Consider the following 14,233-nt stretch of genomic DNA (forward strand, 5'->3'; position numbering starts at 1 on the left):
TAGCGCACCGCCCGGCCGTATCAACGGTCAGAAGAAGGTGTTCAGGGCCCCGCGCACCGCGTAATCGTCGTCCACGGCCAGCAGCAGCGGCCAGCGGTCGAAGGTCGTGCACGGATGCGAGATCCCGCAGCCGACCAGGTCGCCCACCGTCAGCGCCTCCCTGATCGGGTCGTTCTCCGGCAGGCGCAGATAGGCGTGCTGGTCGTTCATCTTGACGATCTCGCAGCCGGCCGGCAGCCCGCGCGGCGTGCCCGGTCCAGGCCGGTGGGTCCACAAGGGCACCGGCAGGCCGGCGTCGTGCGAGGCATCGCGCTTGCCCATGGTGAGGATGGCCAGGCCGGGCTCGGGACGCGACTGCACCACGCTCCAGATCTCCAGCGCCGGCCGCAGCCCTTCGCCGGGCACCACACCTTCGCGCCGGTCGAGCTTTTGCAGCTGGACCTGGTACATGCCGTGGTCGCTGGTCAGGTAACAGCCGCTGCGCAGCACCGGCCGCAGGGGCCGCGACAGGCCATGCAAGCCCTGGAAGCCGCGCGCGACCAGGTCGAAGAAGCCGGATCCGCCGGCCGTGACCAGGATTTCCGGGGCGCCGAACAGGCCTTCGTCGTCGGCTTCCAGCACCAGCGCACAGAGCTTGCCGACGAAGGCCTCAACTGCTTCCGGCTCGTCCAGCAAGCCTTCATAGCCTTCGAAGCCGGCCAGCAGCAGGCCCGGCGCATGTTCGATGGCGCGCGCCACCGTCATCGCCTCGTCCAGCGTGCGGCAGCCGGCACGTTTGCCGGACAGGCCGAGTTCGACCAGCACCGGCAGCGGCCGCGCCAGCGGATGGGCATCGACTTCTTCGGCCAGCCGCGCCACCCCGGCCAGCGAATCGGCCAGCACGAAGCATTCGAAGTCCGGATCGCCATGCATGAGCTGGAGTACGGCGCGCACGTCGCTGCGCGCCACCAGCTGGTTCGCCACCAGCACGCGCCGCACGCCGAAACGGTAAGCCACCTGCACCTGCACGGCATTGGCGAGCGTGATGCCCCAGGCGCCGTTGGCCAGCTGGGCGCCGAACAGCTGCGGGCTCATGGTGGTCTTGCCGTGCGGCGCCAGCTGCACCTTGTAGCGCTCGCAGAAGGCGCGCATCCAGTCCAGGTTGTGCCGGAGCGCCGAGGTCTTCAGCACCGCGACCGGGAAGCTGGTGTCGCCGTGCAGCACATTCCACCCCTGCGTTCGAATCGCGCCCTGGCGCAGCGGCGCCGTGATCGGCAAGCCTTTCACGCCGGGTTGCAGGATCTGTTCTTCAAGACTGGACAGCGCAAGGCCGCCGTGGGGCAAGGCATTCATGGATTCCTCTGAGCTTTCAATTCATCGTCCAGGTCGCGCTGCAGCAGGCCGGCGCTCGGCATGACGTCGCGCGCGCCAGGCGTATAGAAGACGCCGGTGGCGATGCCGTCCTGCTCGAGCTGGGGCAGCAGCTCGTCGACCAGTTCGTCCAGCGAGAAGGACTGCGGTTCGTAGCCGGTCCACTCGTAATCGGCGCATATTGTCGCAAATTCGCGGTCCGGCCACAGCGGAAACACCAGGCTGCCGTCTTCCTTCTTCGCCAGCGCCCAGCCGTTGCGGTACAGGCTCCATACGGTGCCGGTCTGCGCCACGCGCCTGATGAAGTATTCGTAACGCTGCGGACCGGACAGCATCACCGTTTCCTGCACCTGCCTGGTATCGATTGCCATGCTTGCCGCCTCTCGTGTGGTCGATGGGTCGAGGATACGATAGCGGGCGCCGGCATGGCGCCCGGTCCCGCAGTTTCTCAGTCCTCTTCCAGCAGCTGCTGCAGGCGGCGCGGATAGTGGTTCAGGAAATCGCGCGTGACCGCGTAGTGCTCGGTGTCTTCATAGTCGACGTGGCTGATGCCGCACTCGTCGAACAGCAGGATCCTGGCGCGCGGATAGGCCAGCAGGATGGGTGAATGGGTGGCGATGAGGAACTGGGCGCCCTGCTTCACCAGCTTGTCGATGACGGCCAGCGCGGCCAGCTGGCGGTTCGGCGACAGCGCGGCTTCCGGTTCGTCCAGCAGGTAGAGGCCGTCGCCGCTGAAACCCTGCAGCACGCGCATGAAGGCTTCGCCGTGGGAATTCAGGTGCAGCGACGGCTCGCCGTTCGGGGAAGGACCGAGGCTGTCCAGGTAAGTAAACACATTGAACAGGCTTTCGGCGCGCAGGAAATAAGAAAAACGCGGCTGCCGGAAGCCCTTGGCGATGCGCAGGTGGCGGTGCAGCGGCGACACCGCCTGCTGCTCGCGGTGCACGTTGCGCGTGCCGCCCTCGGCCGGCAAGCCCAGTCCCACCGCGATCGCTTCCAGCACGGTCGACTTGCCGGCGCCGTTCTCGCCGACGAAGAAGGTGACGTCGGGATGCGGCTCCAGTACGCCGAGTTCGCGCACGGCGGGAATCGAGAAGGGATAGCGCTCGGGATCGATCTCGACGGCGGGATCGATGCTCACCGAACGCAGATAGGGCTTGGCGGCAATAGACATGTTGGCCTTCCGGTAACGTGGATAACAAAACACCGCCCGCAGGCGGTGTTTTACACGCGACGAGGCGCAGCTTACTGCATGTGCTGGCCGCCGTTGATGGCGATGTTGGCGCCGGTCACGAAGGCGGCATCGTCCGAGGCCAGGAAGGCGACCAGGCCGGCCACTTCTTCCGGCTTGCCCAGGCGGCCCATCGGGATCTGCGGCAGGATCTTCGATTCCAGCACCTCGGACGGGATGTCCATCACCATCTTGGTGCCGATATAGCCCGGCGAGATGGTGTTCACGGTCACGCCTTTTCTCGCCACTTCCAGCGCCAGGGCCTTGGTGAAGCCATGGATGCCGGCCTTGGCCGCCGAGTAGTTGGTCTGTCCGAACGCGCCTTTCGAGCCATTGACGGACGAGATGTTAATGATCCGGCCCCAGCCGCGCTCGACCATGCCGTCGGCCACCGGCTTGGTCATGTTGAACACGGAATCCAGGTTGGTCTTGATCACCGCATCCCAGTTGACCTTGTCCATCTTCTTGAAGGTCATGTCGCGGGTAATGCCGGCGTTGTTGACCAGCACATCGACCGGACCGATTTCCTGGCCCACCTTGTTCACGCAGGCCTGGGCCGAATCGTAGTCGGCCACGTCGCATTCATAGGCCTTGAAGTTGTGGCCCTGTTCGCGCATGGCTGCAAGCCAGCCTTCGGCTTTCTGGCTGCCGGGGGAGTACGTGGTCACGACCGTATAACCGAGTGCGGCCAGTTTGATGCAGATTGCTTCGCCCAAGCCACCCATGCCGCCGGTCACTAATGCCACTCTAGCCATTGTTTTCTCCTAGTTTTACGAACCTGTCGGAACCGCTTGTTATTCCCTGCTTTGCCGCCCTGCTCAGCGCTCGACCGCCAGCGCCACGCCCATGCCGCCACCGATGCACAGGCTGGCCAGCCCTTTCTTGGCATCGCGGCGTACCATTTCGTGCAACAGGGTCACCAGCACGCGGGCGCCCGAGGCGCCGATCGGGTGGCCCAGCGCGATCGCGCCGCCGTTGACGTTGATCTTCGAGGTATCCCAGCCCATCTGCTTGTTGACGGCGACGGCCTGGGCGGCGAAGGCTTCGTTGATCTCCATCAGGTCGACGTCTTCGTGGGTCCAGCCGGCCTTTTCCAGGCAGGCGCGCGCGGCAGGCACCGGGCCCATGCCCATGATGGTCGGGTCCAGGCCCGACAGCGAGTAGGCCTTGATGCGGGCGATCGGGGTCAGGCCCAGCTCTTTCGCCTTGGAGGCCGACATCAGGATCACGGCGGCGGCGCCGTCGTTCAGGCCGGAAGCATTGCCGGCGGTGACGGAACCTTCCTTGTTGAAGGCCGGGCGCAGGCTGGCCAGGCCTTCCAGGGTGGCGCCATGCTTCGGATACTCGTCGGTATCGAAGACCGTGGTGCCCTTCTTGGAAGCGATCTCGACCGGGATGATCTCGTCCTTGAACTTGCCGGCCTTCATGGCGGCTTCGGCCTTGTTCTGCGACTGCAGCGCGAATTCGTCCTGCTCGGCGCGCGAGATCTCGAATTTACGGGCGACGTTCTCGGCGGTCACGCCCATGTGGTACTGGTTGTAGGCATCCCACAGGCCGTCGACGATCATGGTGTCGGTCATCTTGACGTCGCCCATGCGGAAGCCTTCGCGCGAACCGTTCAGCACGTGCGGCGAGGCGCTCATGTTTTCCTGGCCGCCGGCGATGACGATCTCGGCGTCGCCGCACTTGATGGCCTGGGCCGCCAGGTGGACCGCGCGCAAGCCGCTGCCGCAGACCACGTTCAGGGTCGAGGCCGGGACGCTGTCCGGCAGGCCGGCCTTGATGGTGGCCTGGCGCGCCGGGTTCTGGCCGACGCCGGCGGTCAGCACCTGACCCATGATGACTTCGCTGACCGAGGCCGGATCGATCCCGGTCCTGGCCATCAACTGCTTGATCACCTGCGCGCCCAGTTCGGTGGCAGGGATCTTCGAGAGAGTACCGCCGAATTTACCGATGGCGGTGCGGCCTGCGGCCACGATGACGACGTCTTCCATAACTTGCTCCCTTGAGTGGACGTTTAGCTGAAAGCCAACAATTTTAGATTTCTACCTAATAGCGAGTTTAAGCAAAATCAATCTTATCAGTTTATTTATGACGAAGAGACGACGTCTCACTGAATTGTGGTATTGCAGAGCATCTTTTATTGTTCAGTTTTTTATCTATGGAAATACCTATTGCTGTTAATAACGATCCATCCTAAACCCTTTACCTTTCAAGGAAATTTCACAGTAGAATGCTCGGGCTAGTGCCAACCAGAACGTTTTATGTCCAAGAGCCCGAGTTCCCTGCCTATCGAAATAAAGATTTCCACGGTCGTGGCCATTTCGACCATTCTGCATTCGGCCGATCCGATCGCGATCGATGCCGCACTCAAGCAGATGACCGGTGGGGTGTCGGATTTTTTCGAAGATGAATTTGCCGTCATCGACGTCGCCGGCATCGCCGACGATGCCGCCCAGGTCGACTGGCCGGCGCTGGTGGCGCTGCTGAAGCATTACCGCCTGAACGCGGTCGCGGTACGCGGCGCGCCGGCCGCGCTGCACGAAGCGATCCGCAGCCACGGCCTGTTCCTGGACGACGGTTCCAGCGGCCTCAAGGCAAGCGAGGCGCGCGCCCCCGTCGCACGCGAGGAAAGCCCGGCCGCGCCGGCGCCCGCCGCGCCGGCCCCAGCGCCGGCCCCGGCGGCGCCGGTCCAGGCCATGGTCGTCGACACCCCGGTGCGCGCCGGCCAGCGCATCTATGCGCGCGGTACCGACCTGATCGTCACCGCGGTGGTGAACAACGGCGCCGAAATCATCGCCGACGGCAGCATCCACGTGTATGCGCCGCTGCACGGCCGCGCCCTGGCCGGCGCCTCGGGCAATGCCGATGCGCGCATCTTCGGCCTGTCGATGCAGCCGGAACTGGTGTCGATCGCCGGCGTTTACCGCACTTTCGACGAAGGTTTTCCAAGCGAACTGTCGCGCCAGCCGGCACAAATCCGTTTGGTTGGCGACCGGATCGATATATCATCGCTGGGCTCGGCGACTCGCGCCTGAGCTTCCAGCACTGACCAGATACTGAATAGGACTGATATTTTTCATGGCAAGAATTATCGTTGTAACGTCCGGTAAGGGCGGCGTGGGCAAGACCACTTCGAGCGCGAGCTTTGCGACCGGCCTGGCGCTGCGCGGCCACAAGACCGCCGTCATCGACTTCGACGTCGGCCTGCGTAACCTCGACCTGATCATGGGCTGCGAACGCCGCGTGGTGTACGACCTGATCAACGTCGTGAACAAGGAAGCGACGCTGACCCAGGCGCTGATCAAGGACAAGCACTGCGAAAACCTGTTCATCCTGCCGGCCTCCCAGACCCGCGACAAGGACGCCCTGACCGAAGACGGCGTCGAGCGCGTGCTGAACGACCTGGTCAAGATGGACTTCGAATTCATCGTCTGCGACTCGCCGGCCGGCATCGAGCACGGCGCGCTGATGGCCCTGACCTTCGCCGACGAAGCGGTCATCGTCACCAATCCGGAAGTGTCGTCGGTGCGCGACTCCGACCGCATCCTCGGCATCCTGCAGGCCAAGTCGCGCCGCGCCCAGAGCGGCGGCGAACCGGTCAAGGAACACCTCTTGATCACCCGTTATTCGCCGCGCCGCGTGGAAAACGATGAAATGCTGTCCTACGAGGACGTGCAGGAAATCCTGCGCATCCCGATGATCGGCATCATTCCGGAATCGGAAGCGGTGCTGCATGCCTCGAACCAGGGCAACCCGGCCATCCATTTCAAGGAAACCGACGTGGCCCAGGCCTACCAGGACGTGGTCGGACGCTTCCTCGGCGAGGAAATCCCGCTGCGCTTCACCAACTACGACAAGCCGGGCTTCCTGCAGCGTCTGTTTGGAGCAAAGTGATATGCCTCTGCTTTCATTCCTGTTTCCCCAGAAGCAGAAAAGTGCGGGTGCGGCCAAGGAAAGGCTGCAGATCATCATCGCCCGCGAACGCGGCGGCCGCAGCGGCCCGGACTTCCTGCCGGCCCTGCACCGCGAACTGATCGAAGTGATCTCGAAGTACACCAAGGTCAACGCGGACGACATCAAGATCTCGCTGGACCGCCAGGGCAACCTCGAAGTCCTCGACGTCAACGTCGTCCTGCCGGACGCCTGAGCATCCCGGCAAGGGGCGGCCGCGGGGTTCAGCCCTGGGCCGGCTGCTCCTGGTCCAATACGGCTTTCCCCACCTCCTGCGCCACCCTGGCGCAGGCTTCCACGTGCTGGTAACCCATCTGCCGGAACAGCGCGAAGCCGATCGCCGCGGAGGCCAGCTGCCCCGCCAGCGGCACGATCCTGGCGGCCGACTTGGCCGCCAGCTTGGCACCCGACTTCCGTAACAGCTTCAGCACCAGCTCCCTGGTGACGATCTTGCCCACCAGCGTGCCGCCCAGCGCCGCCATCGCCTGGTAGGCCGCGACCCGCATGTGCGGCTGCAGCGCCTCGATCTGCTGCGGCGTCAGGCCGAAGTCCTTGTTGATGTCCTCGACCATGGAAGCGAAGCTGGCCAGGTCCGACACCATGTCCACGCCCGGGATCGGCACCGCCGAGATGCCGGCGGAGATCGCCGCGCGCTTGCGCACCAGGGCCCGGCAGCGCTCGCGCACGCGCCCGAGGTCGTCGCCGCTCAGCGGCAGCAAGCTTACCGCGCTGCTGCTTTGTGAATTTTTCGTGAAGATCTTTTTGAACATCGCATTCCCCGGTTTGCTTTCGTAAGCACAGTGTAGCCGCCTGCGCCTTGGCCCACTGTTACGGCCGTGACGTTATTCCCCAACGAAAATGTAAATTTATCTGAAGCATGTGTAGATTTAGTTTTAAAAAGTCTGTTATATTCGGAAATAAGTTGTAGGAGTGTTCCTACAGTAATATTGCACATAGTCCCACCCCCGCCGAGACCGCTTCATCATGAGAATTGCAGTACTGGATAACGATACTTCCCAGGCGGAACTGATCTGCCAGGTCCTCACAGGTGCTGGACATCAATGCCAGCCCTTCGATAGCGGTAAGGAGTTGCTGGGGCAGCTGCGCAAGGACAGCACCGACCTGCTGATCCTCGACTGGCAGGTGAACGACGTACCGGGCGCGGAACTGCTGCGCCGCGCCAAGGAAAAAATGGCGCCGAACACCCCGACCATGTTCCTGGCCGGCAGCGCTTCCGAAGACGACATCGTGTCCGGCGTCACCGCCGGCGCCGATGACTACCTGGTCAAGCCGCTGCGCCGCGGCGAGCTGGTGGCGCGGGTGCAGGCCCTGCTGCGCCGTGCGTATCCGTCGCAGAACGGCGCCGAACAGCTGCAGTTCGGCCCCTATACCTTCGAAACCCGTCCGGGCCGCCTGACCATGGGCGGCGAACAGATCGACGTCACGCACAAGGAATTCAACCTGGCGCTGCTGTTCTTCCGCAACCTCGGCCGTCCGCTGTCGCGCGCCTACATCCACGAGTCGATCTGGGTGCGCGAAACCGCCGTGCCTTCGCGCACCATGGACACCCACGTTTCGCGTGTACGCAACAAGCTGCGCCTGCGTCCGGAGAACGGTTTCCGCCTGGTGCCGGTGTACAGCTACGGCTATCGGCTGGAGAAATTGGGCGCCTGAAGCACTGCCGTGAAACCCTGACGCCATCAGGGTATAATGAGCGCGCTGCCCATTTTTTGACCACCCATGCAACTGCTCGCCGTCGGCCTGAATCACACCACCGCACCGGTCTCGCTGCGCGAGCAACTGGCGTTGGCGCCCGAGCATCTGGGCGATGCGGTGTCGGCGGCGCGCAACTGGTTTGCCCGTCTGGATCCGCAACCGAGCAGCCACGGCGAACACGAAGCGGCCCTGCTCTCGACCTGCAACCGCACCGAGATGTATGCCGCCAGCGATGCGCCGGAGCCGCTCGACGCCTCCGCCCATTTCCTGGCCGACTACCACCGCCTGAATTTTTCCGAACTGCGTCCGCACCTGTACATGCTGCCCCAGCATGACGCCGTGCGCCACGCCTTCCGCGTCGCTTCCGGCCTGGATTCGATGGTGCTGGGCGAGGCCCAGATCCTGGGCCAGATGAAGGACGCGGTGCGCGTCGCCGACGAAGCCGGCGGCCTGGGCACCTATCTGCACCAGCTGTTCCAGCGCAGCTTCGCGGTGGCCAAGGAAGTGCGCAGCACCACCGAGATCGGCGCCCACAGCGTGTCGATGGCCGCCGCCGCGGTGCGCCTGTCGGAACGCATTTTCGATTCGGTCAGCAGCCAGAACGTGCTGTTCATCGGCGCCGGCGAGATGATCGAGCTGTGCGCCACCCACTTCGCGGCCCACAACCCGAAATCGATCACGATCGCCAACCGCACCCTGGAGCGCGGCGAAAGCCTGGCATCCCGCTTTTCCGGCCGCGCGATCCGCCTGGCCGACCTGCCCGAACTGCTGCCGCAATTCGACATCGTGATCTCCTCGACGGCCTCGACCCTGCCGCTGATCGGCAAGGGCCTGGTGGAACGCGCGATCAAGGCGCGCCGCCACCGTCCGATGTTCATGGTCGACCTGGCGGTCCCGCGCGACATCGAGCCCGAAGTCGGCAAGCTCGACGACGTGTTCCTGTACACCGTCGACGACCTCGCCGACGTGGTGCGCACCGGCGTCGAACACCGCCAGGCGGCGGTGGCCCAGGCCGAAGCCATCATCGAGAGCCGCGTGCAATCCTTCATGCACTGGATCGGCGACCGCGCCGTGGTGCCGGTGATCCGCGACCTGCACGAATCCAGCGAAAGCCTGCGCCTGGCCGAACTCGAACGCGCCCGCAAGCTGCTGGCCAAGGGCGAGGACATCGACGCCGTGCTGGACGCGCTGTCGAAGGGCCTCACCGCCAAATTCCTGCACGGCCCGCAACAGGCCCTGCACCGTGCCCAGGGCGACGAACGCGCGCGCCTGGCCGCCCTGCTGCCCCAGCTGTTCCGCGGCCGCCGTTAGCGGCCCGCTTCCCTCCGGGCACGGCTTTTTTCCGGCCGTGTCGTGTATGCTGCCGCCCTCCGGCATCTCCCTCATCCCTATCTGGTTAAAACGTTATGAAACCATCCATGCTGTTCAAGCTGGACCAACTGGCCAACCGCCTTGTCGAACTGGACGAACTGCTGGCGCTTGAGGCCGCCACCGCGAACATGGACAGCTTCCGCAAGATGAGCCGCGAGCACGCCGAACTCGGCCCGCTGGTAGCCGTCTACCACCAGTACCAGACGGCCCAGGGCGACATCGTCGCGGCCCAGGAGATGCTGGCGGATCCGGACATGAAAGAGTTCGCCCAGGACGAGATCGAGGCCGCCAGGAATCGCCTGGCCGAGCTGGACCTGGAACTGCAGAAGATGCTGCTGCCGAAGGACGAGAACGACGAGCGCAACATCTTCCTCGAGATCCGCGCCGGCACCGGCGGCGACGAGTCGGCGCTGTTCGCCGGCGACCTGCTGCGCATGTACACCCGCTACGCCGAACGCAACCGCTGGCAGGTCGAGGTGGTGTCGGAATCGCCGTCGGACCTGGGCGGCTACCGTGAAGTCATCGTGCGCATCATCGGCAACGGCGTGTATTCGAAGCTGAAATTCGAGTCCGGCGGCCACCGCGTGCAGCGCGTGCCGGCCACCGAGACCCAGGGCCGCATCCACACCTCGGCCTGCACCGTCGCCGTGATGCCGGAGGCGGACGAGGTCGAGGACGTGCAGATCAACCCGGCCGACCTGCGCATCGACACCTACCGCGCCTCGGGCGCCGGCGGCCAGCACATCAACAAGACCGATTCCGCGGTGCGCCTCACCCACCTGCCGACCGGGATCGTGGTCGAGTGCCAGGACGACCGCAGCCAGCACAAGAACAAGGCACAGGCGATGAAGGTGCTGGCGGCGCGCATCAAGGACGTGCAGCTGCGCGAGCAGCAGAGCAAGGAAGCGGCAACCCGTAAAAGCCTGATCGGCTCGGGCGACCGCAGCGAACGCATCCGCACCTACAACTTCCCGCAAGGCCGCCTGACCGACCACCGCATCAACCTGACCCTGTATAAGCTGGACATGATCATGGACGGCGACCTGGCGGAACTCGTCGGCGCCCTGCAAGCCGAACACCAGGCCGAACTGCTGGCCGCCCTCGGCGATTGAAACCTTTTGGTTCAGGCCCGATTAAGTCGGTTCATGCGAAAATCGCAAGATTCGTCATCACAGGAAGACCCTATGCCCACGTCCCGCAACGCCCTGCTCCTGATCGCCGCCGTCAGTATCGCGCTGGTCGGCGCCGCCCTTTATCTTCAGCACGTGAAGGACATGCTGCCCTGCCCGCTGTGCGTGATCCAGCGCTACCTGTTCCTGGGCATCGCGGTCTTCAGCCTGATCGGCGCCTTCGCCAACAAGATCAAGGCCCTGGGTACGTTGGCCCTGCTGTGCGCGCTGGGTGGCCTGGGCGTGGTGGGCAAGCACCTGTACGTGCTGGCGCACCCCGGCTTCTCCTGCGGGATCGACCCGATGGAGACGGTGCTGAACAAGATTCCGACCGCCACCCTGCTGCCCTGGCTGTTCCGCGCCGACGGTCTGTGCGAAGCGGCCCAGGACACGGTGCTGGGCCTGAACGTGCCTCAGTGGTCGGCCGTCTGGTTCGCGATCCTGACCCTGGCGCTGATCTGGGTGCTGGTGCGCCGCGCACGCTGATGCTCATCGCAGCATGATTATCCAGCCCGGCACCCCCATCGGCGCCCTGCAGGCCGCGCTGCCGCTCGATCCGCTGGAAAACCGCATCCTGCTGTGCCACGCGACCGGCTTGAGCCGCGTGCAGCTGATCACCCGCGGCGACCAGCCCCTCGGCGAAGACGAGGCCGCGCGCCTGCAGGAGTTGCTGCGGCGCCGCCTGGCCGGCGAGCCGATCGCCTACATCGTCGGCAAGCGCGAATTCTTCGGCCTCGACTTCGAGGTCAGCGAGGCGGTGCTGATCCCGCGGCCGGACACGGAACTGATCGTGGAACTCGCCATCGAGCGCCTGCCGCAGCGGGGACGCCTGCTCGACATGGGCACCGGCAGCGGCGCGATCGCCGTCTCCGTCGCCCACGCCCGTCCGGATGCCGCGGTGACCGCGCTGGACGTCAGCGAAGCGGCGCTGGCCGTGGCGCGCCGCAATGCGGCCAAGAATGCGGCAAATAATGCGGTAAATAAGCGGACCGGCGTGCGCTTCCTGCACAGCGACTGGTTCGGCGCCCTCGATGCCGGCGAAAGCTTCGAGCTGATCGCCTCGAATCCGCCGTATATCGCGGCCGGCGACGAACACCTGTCCCAGGGCGACCTGCGCTTCGAACCCGCCGGCGCCCTGACCGACCACGCGGACGGCCTGTCGGCCCTGCGCACCATCATCCAGGGCAGCCCGGCCCACCTGGTTGCGGGCGGCTGGCTGCTGATGGAACACGGCTACGACCAGGCGGCGAGCGTGCGCGCCCTGCTGGACGCCGGCGGCTACCGCGAGGTGCAGAGCTGGCGCGACCTGGCCGGCATCGAGCGCGTCACCGGCGGCCGGCGGCCCGGCTGAGCCCCCGAACCCAGCCCGGCGCGGCCCGCCGGCCCCGTTTGTTACAATGGCCGGCCCACTTCCCGGAGCTTGCGATGCCTCGACTGCCCGCGCCCCGGCTGTTCGCGGCCCGGCTGACCTTTCCCCTGTTCGCTGCAACCCTGCTGGCCGCCACGGTCCTGCTGGCGCCGCCGCGCGCGCTGGCGGCCGACAATCCCAAGGAGCAGACGCCCAAGGAACAGGCGCGCGCCCTGTTCGAGCGCGACTGGCAATGGCGGCTGAAGAACCAGCCGGAATTCGCCACCTCGGTCGGCGACCACCGCTATGACGCCCAGCTGAGCGATACCTCGCTGGCCGGCAACGCCAAGGTGCTGGCGCACGAGCTGCGCATGCTGGAGCTGGCGCGCCAGCTCGACCGCGGCCAGCTGAACGGCCAGGACCTGCTGTCGCTCGACCTGTTCGCCGCCGACCAGGAAAGGCGGCTGGCCCGGGCCGGCTTCGTCACCTTCGACCCGCAGCCGATCACGACGCGCGACGGCATCCACATCCGCCTGCCGCAACTGGCCGCGCAGATGCCGTTCGTGAGCGAAGACGACTACCGCAACTATATCGCGCGCCTGAACGCCGTGCCGCGCCACATCGAAGGCATCATCGAACAGATGCGCGAAGGGATGCGCACCGGCTGGACCGCGCCGAAAGTCGTGATGGCCGGCCTGCCGGCCCAGCTGCGCGCGCTGCGCGAACACCTGGGCGACGGCGCCCTGTCCGAACCCTTCCGCCGCCTGCCGGCCACCATCCCCCAGGAAGCGCGCGAAAAACTGGCGCTCGACGGCCAGGCCGCCGTCGCCGCCCTGGCGCCCAGCCTGCAGCAGCTCGAGGACTTCGTGCGCAACGTCTACCTGCCGGCCGCGCGGGCGACGATTTCCGCCTCCAGCCTGCCCGGCGGCCCGGCCTGGTACGTCTTCCTGGTCAAGAGCGCCACCACCACCGACCTGACCCCGGCCGAGATCCACGCGCTGGGCGTGAAGGAAGTGGCGCGCATCCGCACCGAGATCGCGGCGCTGGTGCCGCGCACCGGCTTTCGCGGCAACCTGAACCAGTTCATCGCTTTCGCGCACAACGATCCGCGCCTGTTCTTCAGCGACACCGATGCGCTGCTGAACCGCTACCGGCGCACCATCGCGCGCGCCTACAGCCGCATGCCGCAGCTGTTCAATGCGATCCCGTCCGACGAACTGGCGGTCAAGCCGGTGCAGGCGCTGGGCGCCGAGACCCAGGGCGCGGCCTATTACGAAGCCGGCAGCCCGGACCGGATGGCGGCGCTGGTGGTGAACACCTCGCGCCTGAACACGCGGCCGATGTGGGAGATCGAGACCCTCACCCTGCACGAAGCCGTACCCGGCCACCACCTGCAGGTGGCGCGCGCCCAGAACAACAGCGAGCTGCCGGCCTTCAGGCGCTACGGCTGGTATGGGGGCTATGGCGAAGGCTGGGCCCAGTACGCGGAAAGCCTGGGACCGGAACTGGGCCTGCTGCGCGATCCTTTCTCGCGCTTCGGCTACCTGGCCGACGAGCTGCTGCGCGCCGCCCGCCTGGTGGCCGATACCGGCATCCACGCGATGGGCTGGAGCCGCCAGCAGGCGCTCGACTACCTGAACGCCAACACCGCCAATCCGCCCTCGGACAACGAAGTCGAGGTCGACCGCTACATCGCCCATCCGGGCGAAGCGCTGGGCTACAAGCTCGGCCAGCTGCGCATCGCCTCGCTGCGGCTGGAGGCCCAGACCGCGCTCGGCGAGCGCTTCGACCTGCGTGCCTTCCACGACGCGGTGCTGGAAAACGGCGCCCTGCCGCTGGGCGTGCTGGAGCGCCAGCTCAGGCGCTGGATCGCCGCCCAGCGCGCGGCGCCGCAGCAAGCCGCGCCGGCGCCGGCCGCGCCGGGAGCACCCTCGGCCGCACCCGCGGCGACACCCCCGGCAGCGCCTCCGGCCCCCCCGCCAGCCGCCGCTCCGGCCAAGCCCAGCGACACATTTCAGTAATAAAAACACCACATACTGCGGAATTGGGGGGTGCCCGGCGCGCTTGGCATTTTTCGGTTAATCTCTGCACCTC

Annotated in this window: 15 protein-coding genes; 9 read left to right on the forward strand and 6 right to left on the reverse strand. The window is 65.9% G+C overall.

Going from position 1 to position 14,233, the window contains the following annotated elements; all coding sequences use genetic code 11:
- Positions 1-27: 27 nt before the first annotated feature.
- From AC1DOP_RS23780 to AC1DOP_RS23800, 5 genes are all read right to left on the reverse strand, one after another.
- Positions 28-1,332, reverse strand: a complete 1,305-nt coding sequence (locus tag AC1DOP_RS23780) for an amino acid deaminase (protein ID WP_477253719.1) — start codon at positions 1,330-1,332, stop codon at positions 28-30.
- Positions 1,329-1,721, reverse strand: coding sequence for a DUF2750 domain-containing protein (locus tag AC1DOP_RS23785; protein ID WP_477253721.1), 393 nt, complete (start codon positions 1,719-1,721; stop codon positions 1,329-1,331). The genes AC1DOP_RS23780 and AC1DOP_RS23785 overlap by 4 nt, the downstream gene beginning before the upstream one ends.
- 77 nt (positions 1,722-1,798) lie before the next feature.
- Positions 1,799-2,524 carry an AAA family ATPase gene (locus tag AC1DOP_RS23790; RefSeq protein WP_477253723.1) on the reverse strand — a complete coding sequence of 242 codons (726 nt, stop codon included), beginning with the start codon at positions 2,522-2,524 and terminating at the stop codon, positions 1,799-1,801.
- A 71-nt stretch (positions 2,525-2,595) separates the two neighbouring features.
- Positions 2,596-3,336, reverse strand: coding sequence for an acetoacetyl-CoA reductase (phbB, locus tag AC1DOP_RS23795; RefSeq protein WP_442123844.1), 741 nt, complete (start codon positions 3,334-3,336; stop codon positions 2,596-2,598).
- 63 nt (positions 3,337-3,399) lie between these two features.
- Positions 3,400-4,575, reverse strand: coding sequence for an acetyl-CoA C-acetyltransferase (locus AC1DOP_RS23800; protein ID WP_477253726.1), 1,176 nt, complete (start codon positions 4,573-4,575; stop codon positions 3,400-3,402).
- Positions 4,576-4,845: 270 nt separating this feature from the next.
- Between AC1DOP_RS23800 and minC the strand changes: the two genes are divergently transcribed.
- From minC to minE, 3 genes are read left to right on the forward strand one after another with little or no spacing between them, the layout of a single operon-like run.
- Positions 4,846-5,619 carry a septum site-determining protein MinC gene (minC, locus tag AC1DOP_RS23805; RefSeq protein ID WP_477253728.1) on the forward strand — a complete coding sequence of 258 codons (774 nt, stop codon included), beginning with the start codon at positions 4,846-4,848 and terminating at the stop codon, positions 5,617-5,619.
- A gap of 43 nt (positions 5,620-5,662) precedes the next feature.
- A complete protein-coding gene (gene minD / locus AC1DOP_RS23810; RefSeq protein ID WP_442123847.1) occupies positions 5,663-6,478 on the forward strand; it encodes a septum site-determining protein MinD in 816 nt (271 codons plus the stop codon).
- 1 nt (position 6,479) lies between these two features.
- The gene (minE, locus tag AC1DOP_RS23815) at positions 6,480-6,731 is read left to right on the forward strand and encodes a cell division topological specificity factor MinE (RefSeq protein WP_379777435.1); all 252 of its coding nucleotides are present in this window, start codon (positions 6,480-6,482) and stop codon (positions 6,729-6,731) included.
- Between the two features lie 28 nt (positions 6,732-6,759).
- Here the strand turns inward: minE and AC1DOP_RS23820 are convergent, their stop codons facing one another.
- A complete protein-coding gene (locus AC1DOP_RS23820) occupies positions 6,760-7,305 on the reverse strand; it encodes a hypothetical protein (RefSeq protein WP_442123848.1) in 546 nt (181 codons plus the stop codon).
- Positions 7,306-7,519: 214 nt separating this feature from the next.
- On the opposite strand from AC1DOP_RS23820, the gene AC1DOP_RS23825 reads away from it, so the two are divergent.
- From AC1DOP_RS23825 to AC1DOP_RS23850, 6 genes are all read left to right on the forward strand, one after another.
- Positions 7,520-8,209, forward strand: a complete 690-nt coding sequence (locus AC1DOP_RS23825; protein ID WP_442123849.1) for a response regulator transcription factor — start codon at positions 7,520-7,522, stop codon at positions 8,207-8,209.
- A 66-nt stretch (positions 8,210-8,275) separates the two neighbouring features.
- Positions 8,276-9,562, forward strand: a complete 1,287-nt coding sequence (gene hemA, locus AC1DOP_RS23830; protein WP_477253731.1) for a glutamyl-tRNA reductase — start codon at positions 8,276-8,278, stop codon at positions 9,560-9,562.
- Positions 9,563-9,657: 95 nt separating this feature from the next.
- Positions 9,658-10,734 (forward strand): peptide chain release factor 1, encoded by a 1,077-nt coding sequence (prfA, locus tag AC1DOP_RS23835; RefSeq protein WP_477253733.1) that lies wholly within the window; start codon positions 9,658-9,660, stop codon positions 10,732-10,734.
- Positions 10,735-10,806: 72 nt separating this feature from the next.
- Complete coding sequence (locus AC1DOP_RS23840; RefSeq protein ID WP_477253735.1) at positions 10,807-11,277, forward strand: disulfide bond formation protein B; 471 nt, start codon at positions 10,807-10,809, stop codon at positions 11,275-11,277.
- A 13-nt stretch (positions 11,278-11,290) separates the two neighbouring features.
- Positions 11,291-12,142, forward strand: a complete 852-nt coding sequence (gene prmC, locus AC1DOP_RS23845) for a peptide chain release factor N(5)-glutamine methyltransferase (protein WP_442123853.1) — start codon at positions 11,291-11,293, stop codon at positions 12,140-12,142.
- 74 nt (positions 12,143-12,216) lie between these two features.
- Entirely contained in the window at positions 12,217-14,160 is a 1,944-nt protein-coding gene (locus AC1DOP_RS23850; RefSeq protein ID WP_442123854.1) for a DUF885 domain-containing protein, read from the forward strand.
- Positions 14,161-14,233: the final 73 nt, after the last annotated feature.

Source organism: Massilia sp. 01N410, from assembly GCF_056399665.1.

Coding starts and splice junctions, on each gene's coding strand:
- AC1DOP_RS23780 (WP_477253719.1), bottom strand. CDS start 1,332: ATGAATGCCTTGCCCCACGGCGGCCTTGCGCTGTCCAGTCTTGAAGAA.
- AC1DOP_RS23785 (WP_477253721.1), bottom strand. CDS start 1,721: ATGGCAATCGATACCAGGCAGGTGCAGGAAACGGTGATGCTGTCCGGT.
- AC1DOP_RS23790 (WP_477253723.1), bottom strand. CDS start 2,524: ATGTCTATTGCCGCCAAGCCCTATCTGCGTTCGGTGAGCATCGATCCC.
- phbB (WP_442123844.1), bottom strand. CDS start 3,336: ATGGCTAGAGTGGCATTAGTGACCGGCGGCATGGGTGGCTTGGGCGAA.
- AC1DOP_RS23800 (WP_477253726.1), bottom strand. CDS start 4,575: ATGGAAGACGTCGTCATCGTGGCCGCAGGCCGCACCGCCATCGGTAAA.
- minC (WP_477253728.1), top strand. CDS start 4,846: ATGTCCAAGAGCCCGAGTTCCCTGCCTATCGAAATAAAGATTTCCACG.
- minD (WP_442123847.1), top strand. CDS start 5,663: ATGGCAAGAATTATCGTTGTAACGTCCGGTAAGGGCGGCGTGGGCAAG.
- minE (WP_379777435.1), top strand. CDS start 6,480: ATGCCTCTGCTTTCATTCCTGTTTCCCCAGAAGCAGAAAAGTGCGGGT.
- AC1DOP_RS23820 (WP_442123848.1), bottom strand. CDS start 7,305: ATGTTCAAAAAGATCTTCACGAAAAATTCACAAAGCAGCAGCGCGGTA.
- AC1DOP_RS23825 (WP_442123849.1), top strand. CDS start 7,520: ATGAGAATTGCAGTACTGGATAACGATACTTCCCAGGCGGAACTGATC.
- hemA (WP_477253731.1), top strand. CDS start 8,276: ATGCAACTGCTCGCCGTCGGCCTGAATCACACCACCGCACCGGTCTCG.
- prfA (WP_477253733.1), top strand. CDS start 9,658: ATGAAACCATCCATGCTGTTCAAGCTGGACCAACTGGCCAACCGCCTT.
- AC1DOP_RS23840 (WP_477253735.1), top strand. CDS start 10,807: ATGCCCACGTCCCGCAACGCCCTGCTCCTGATCGCCGCCGTCAGTATC.
- prmC (WP_442123853.1), top strand. CDS start 11,291: ATGATTATCCAGCCCGGCACCCCCATCGGCGCCCTGCAGGCCGCGCTG.
- AC1DOP_RS23850 (WP_442123854.1), top strand. CDS start 12,217: ATGCCTCGACTGCCCGCGCCCCGGCTGTTCGCGGCCCGGCTGACCTTT.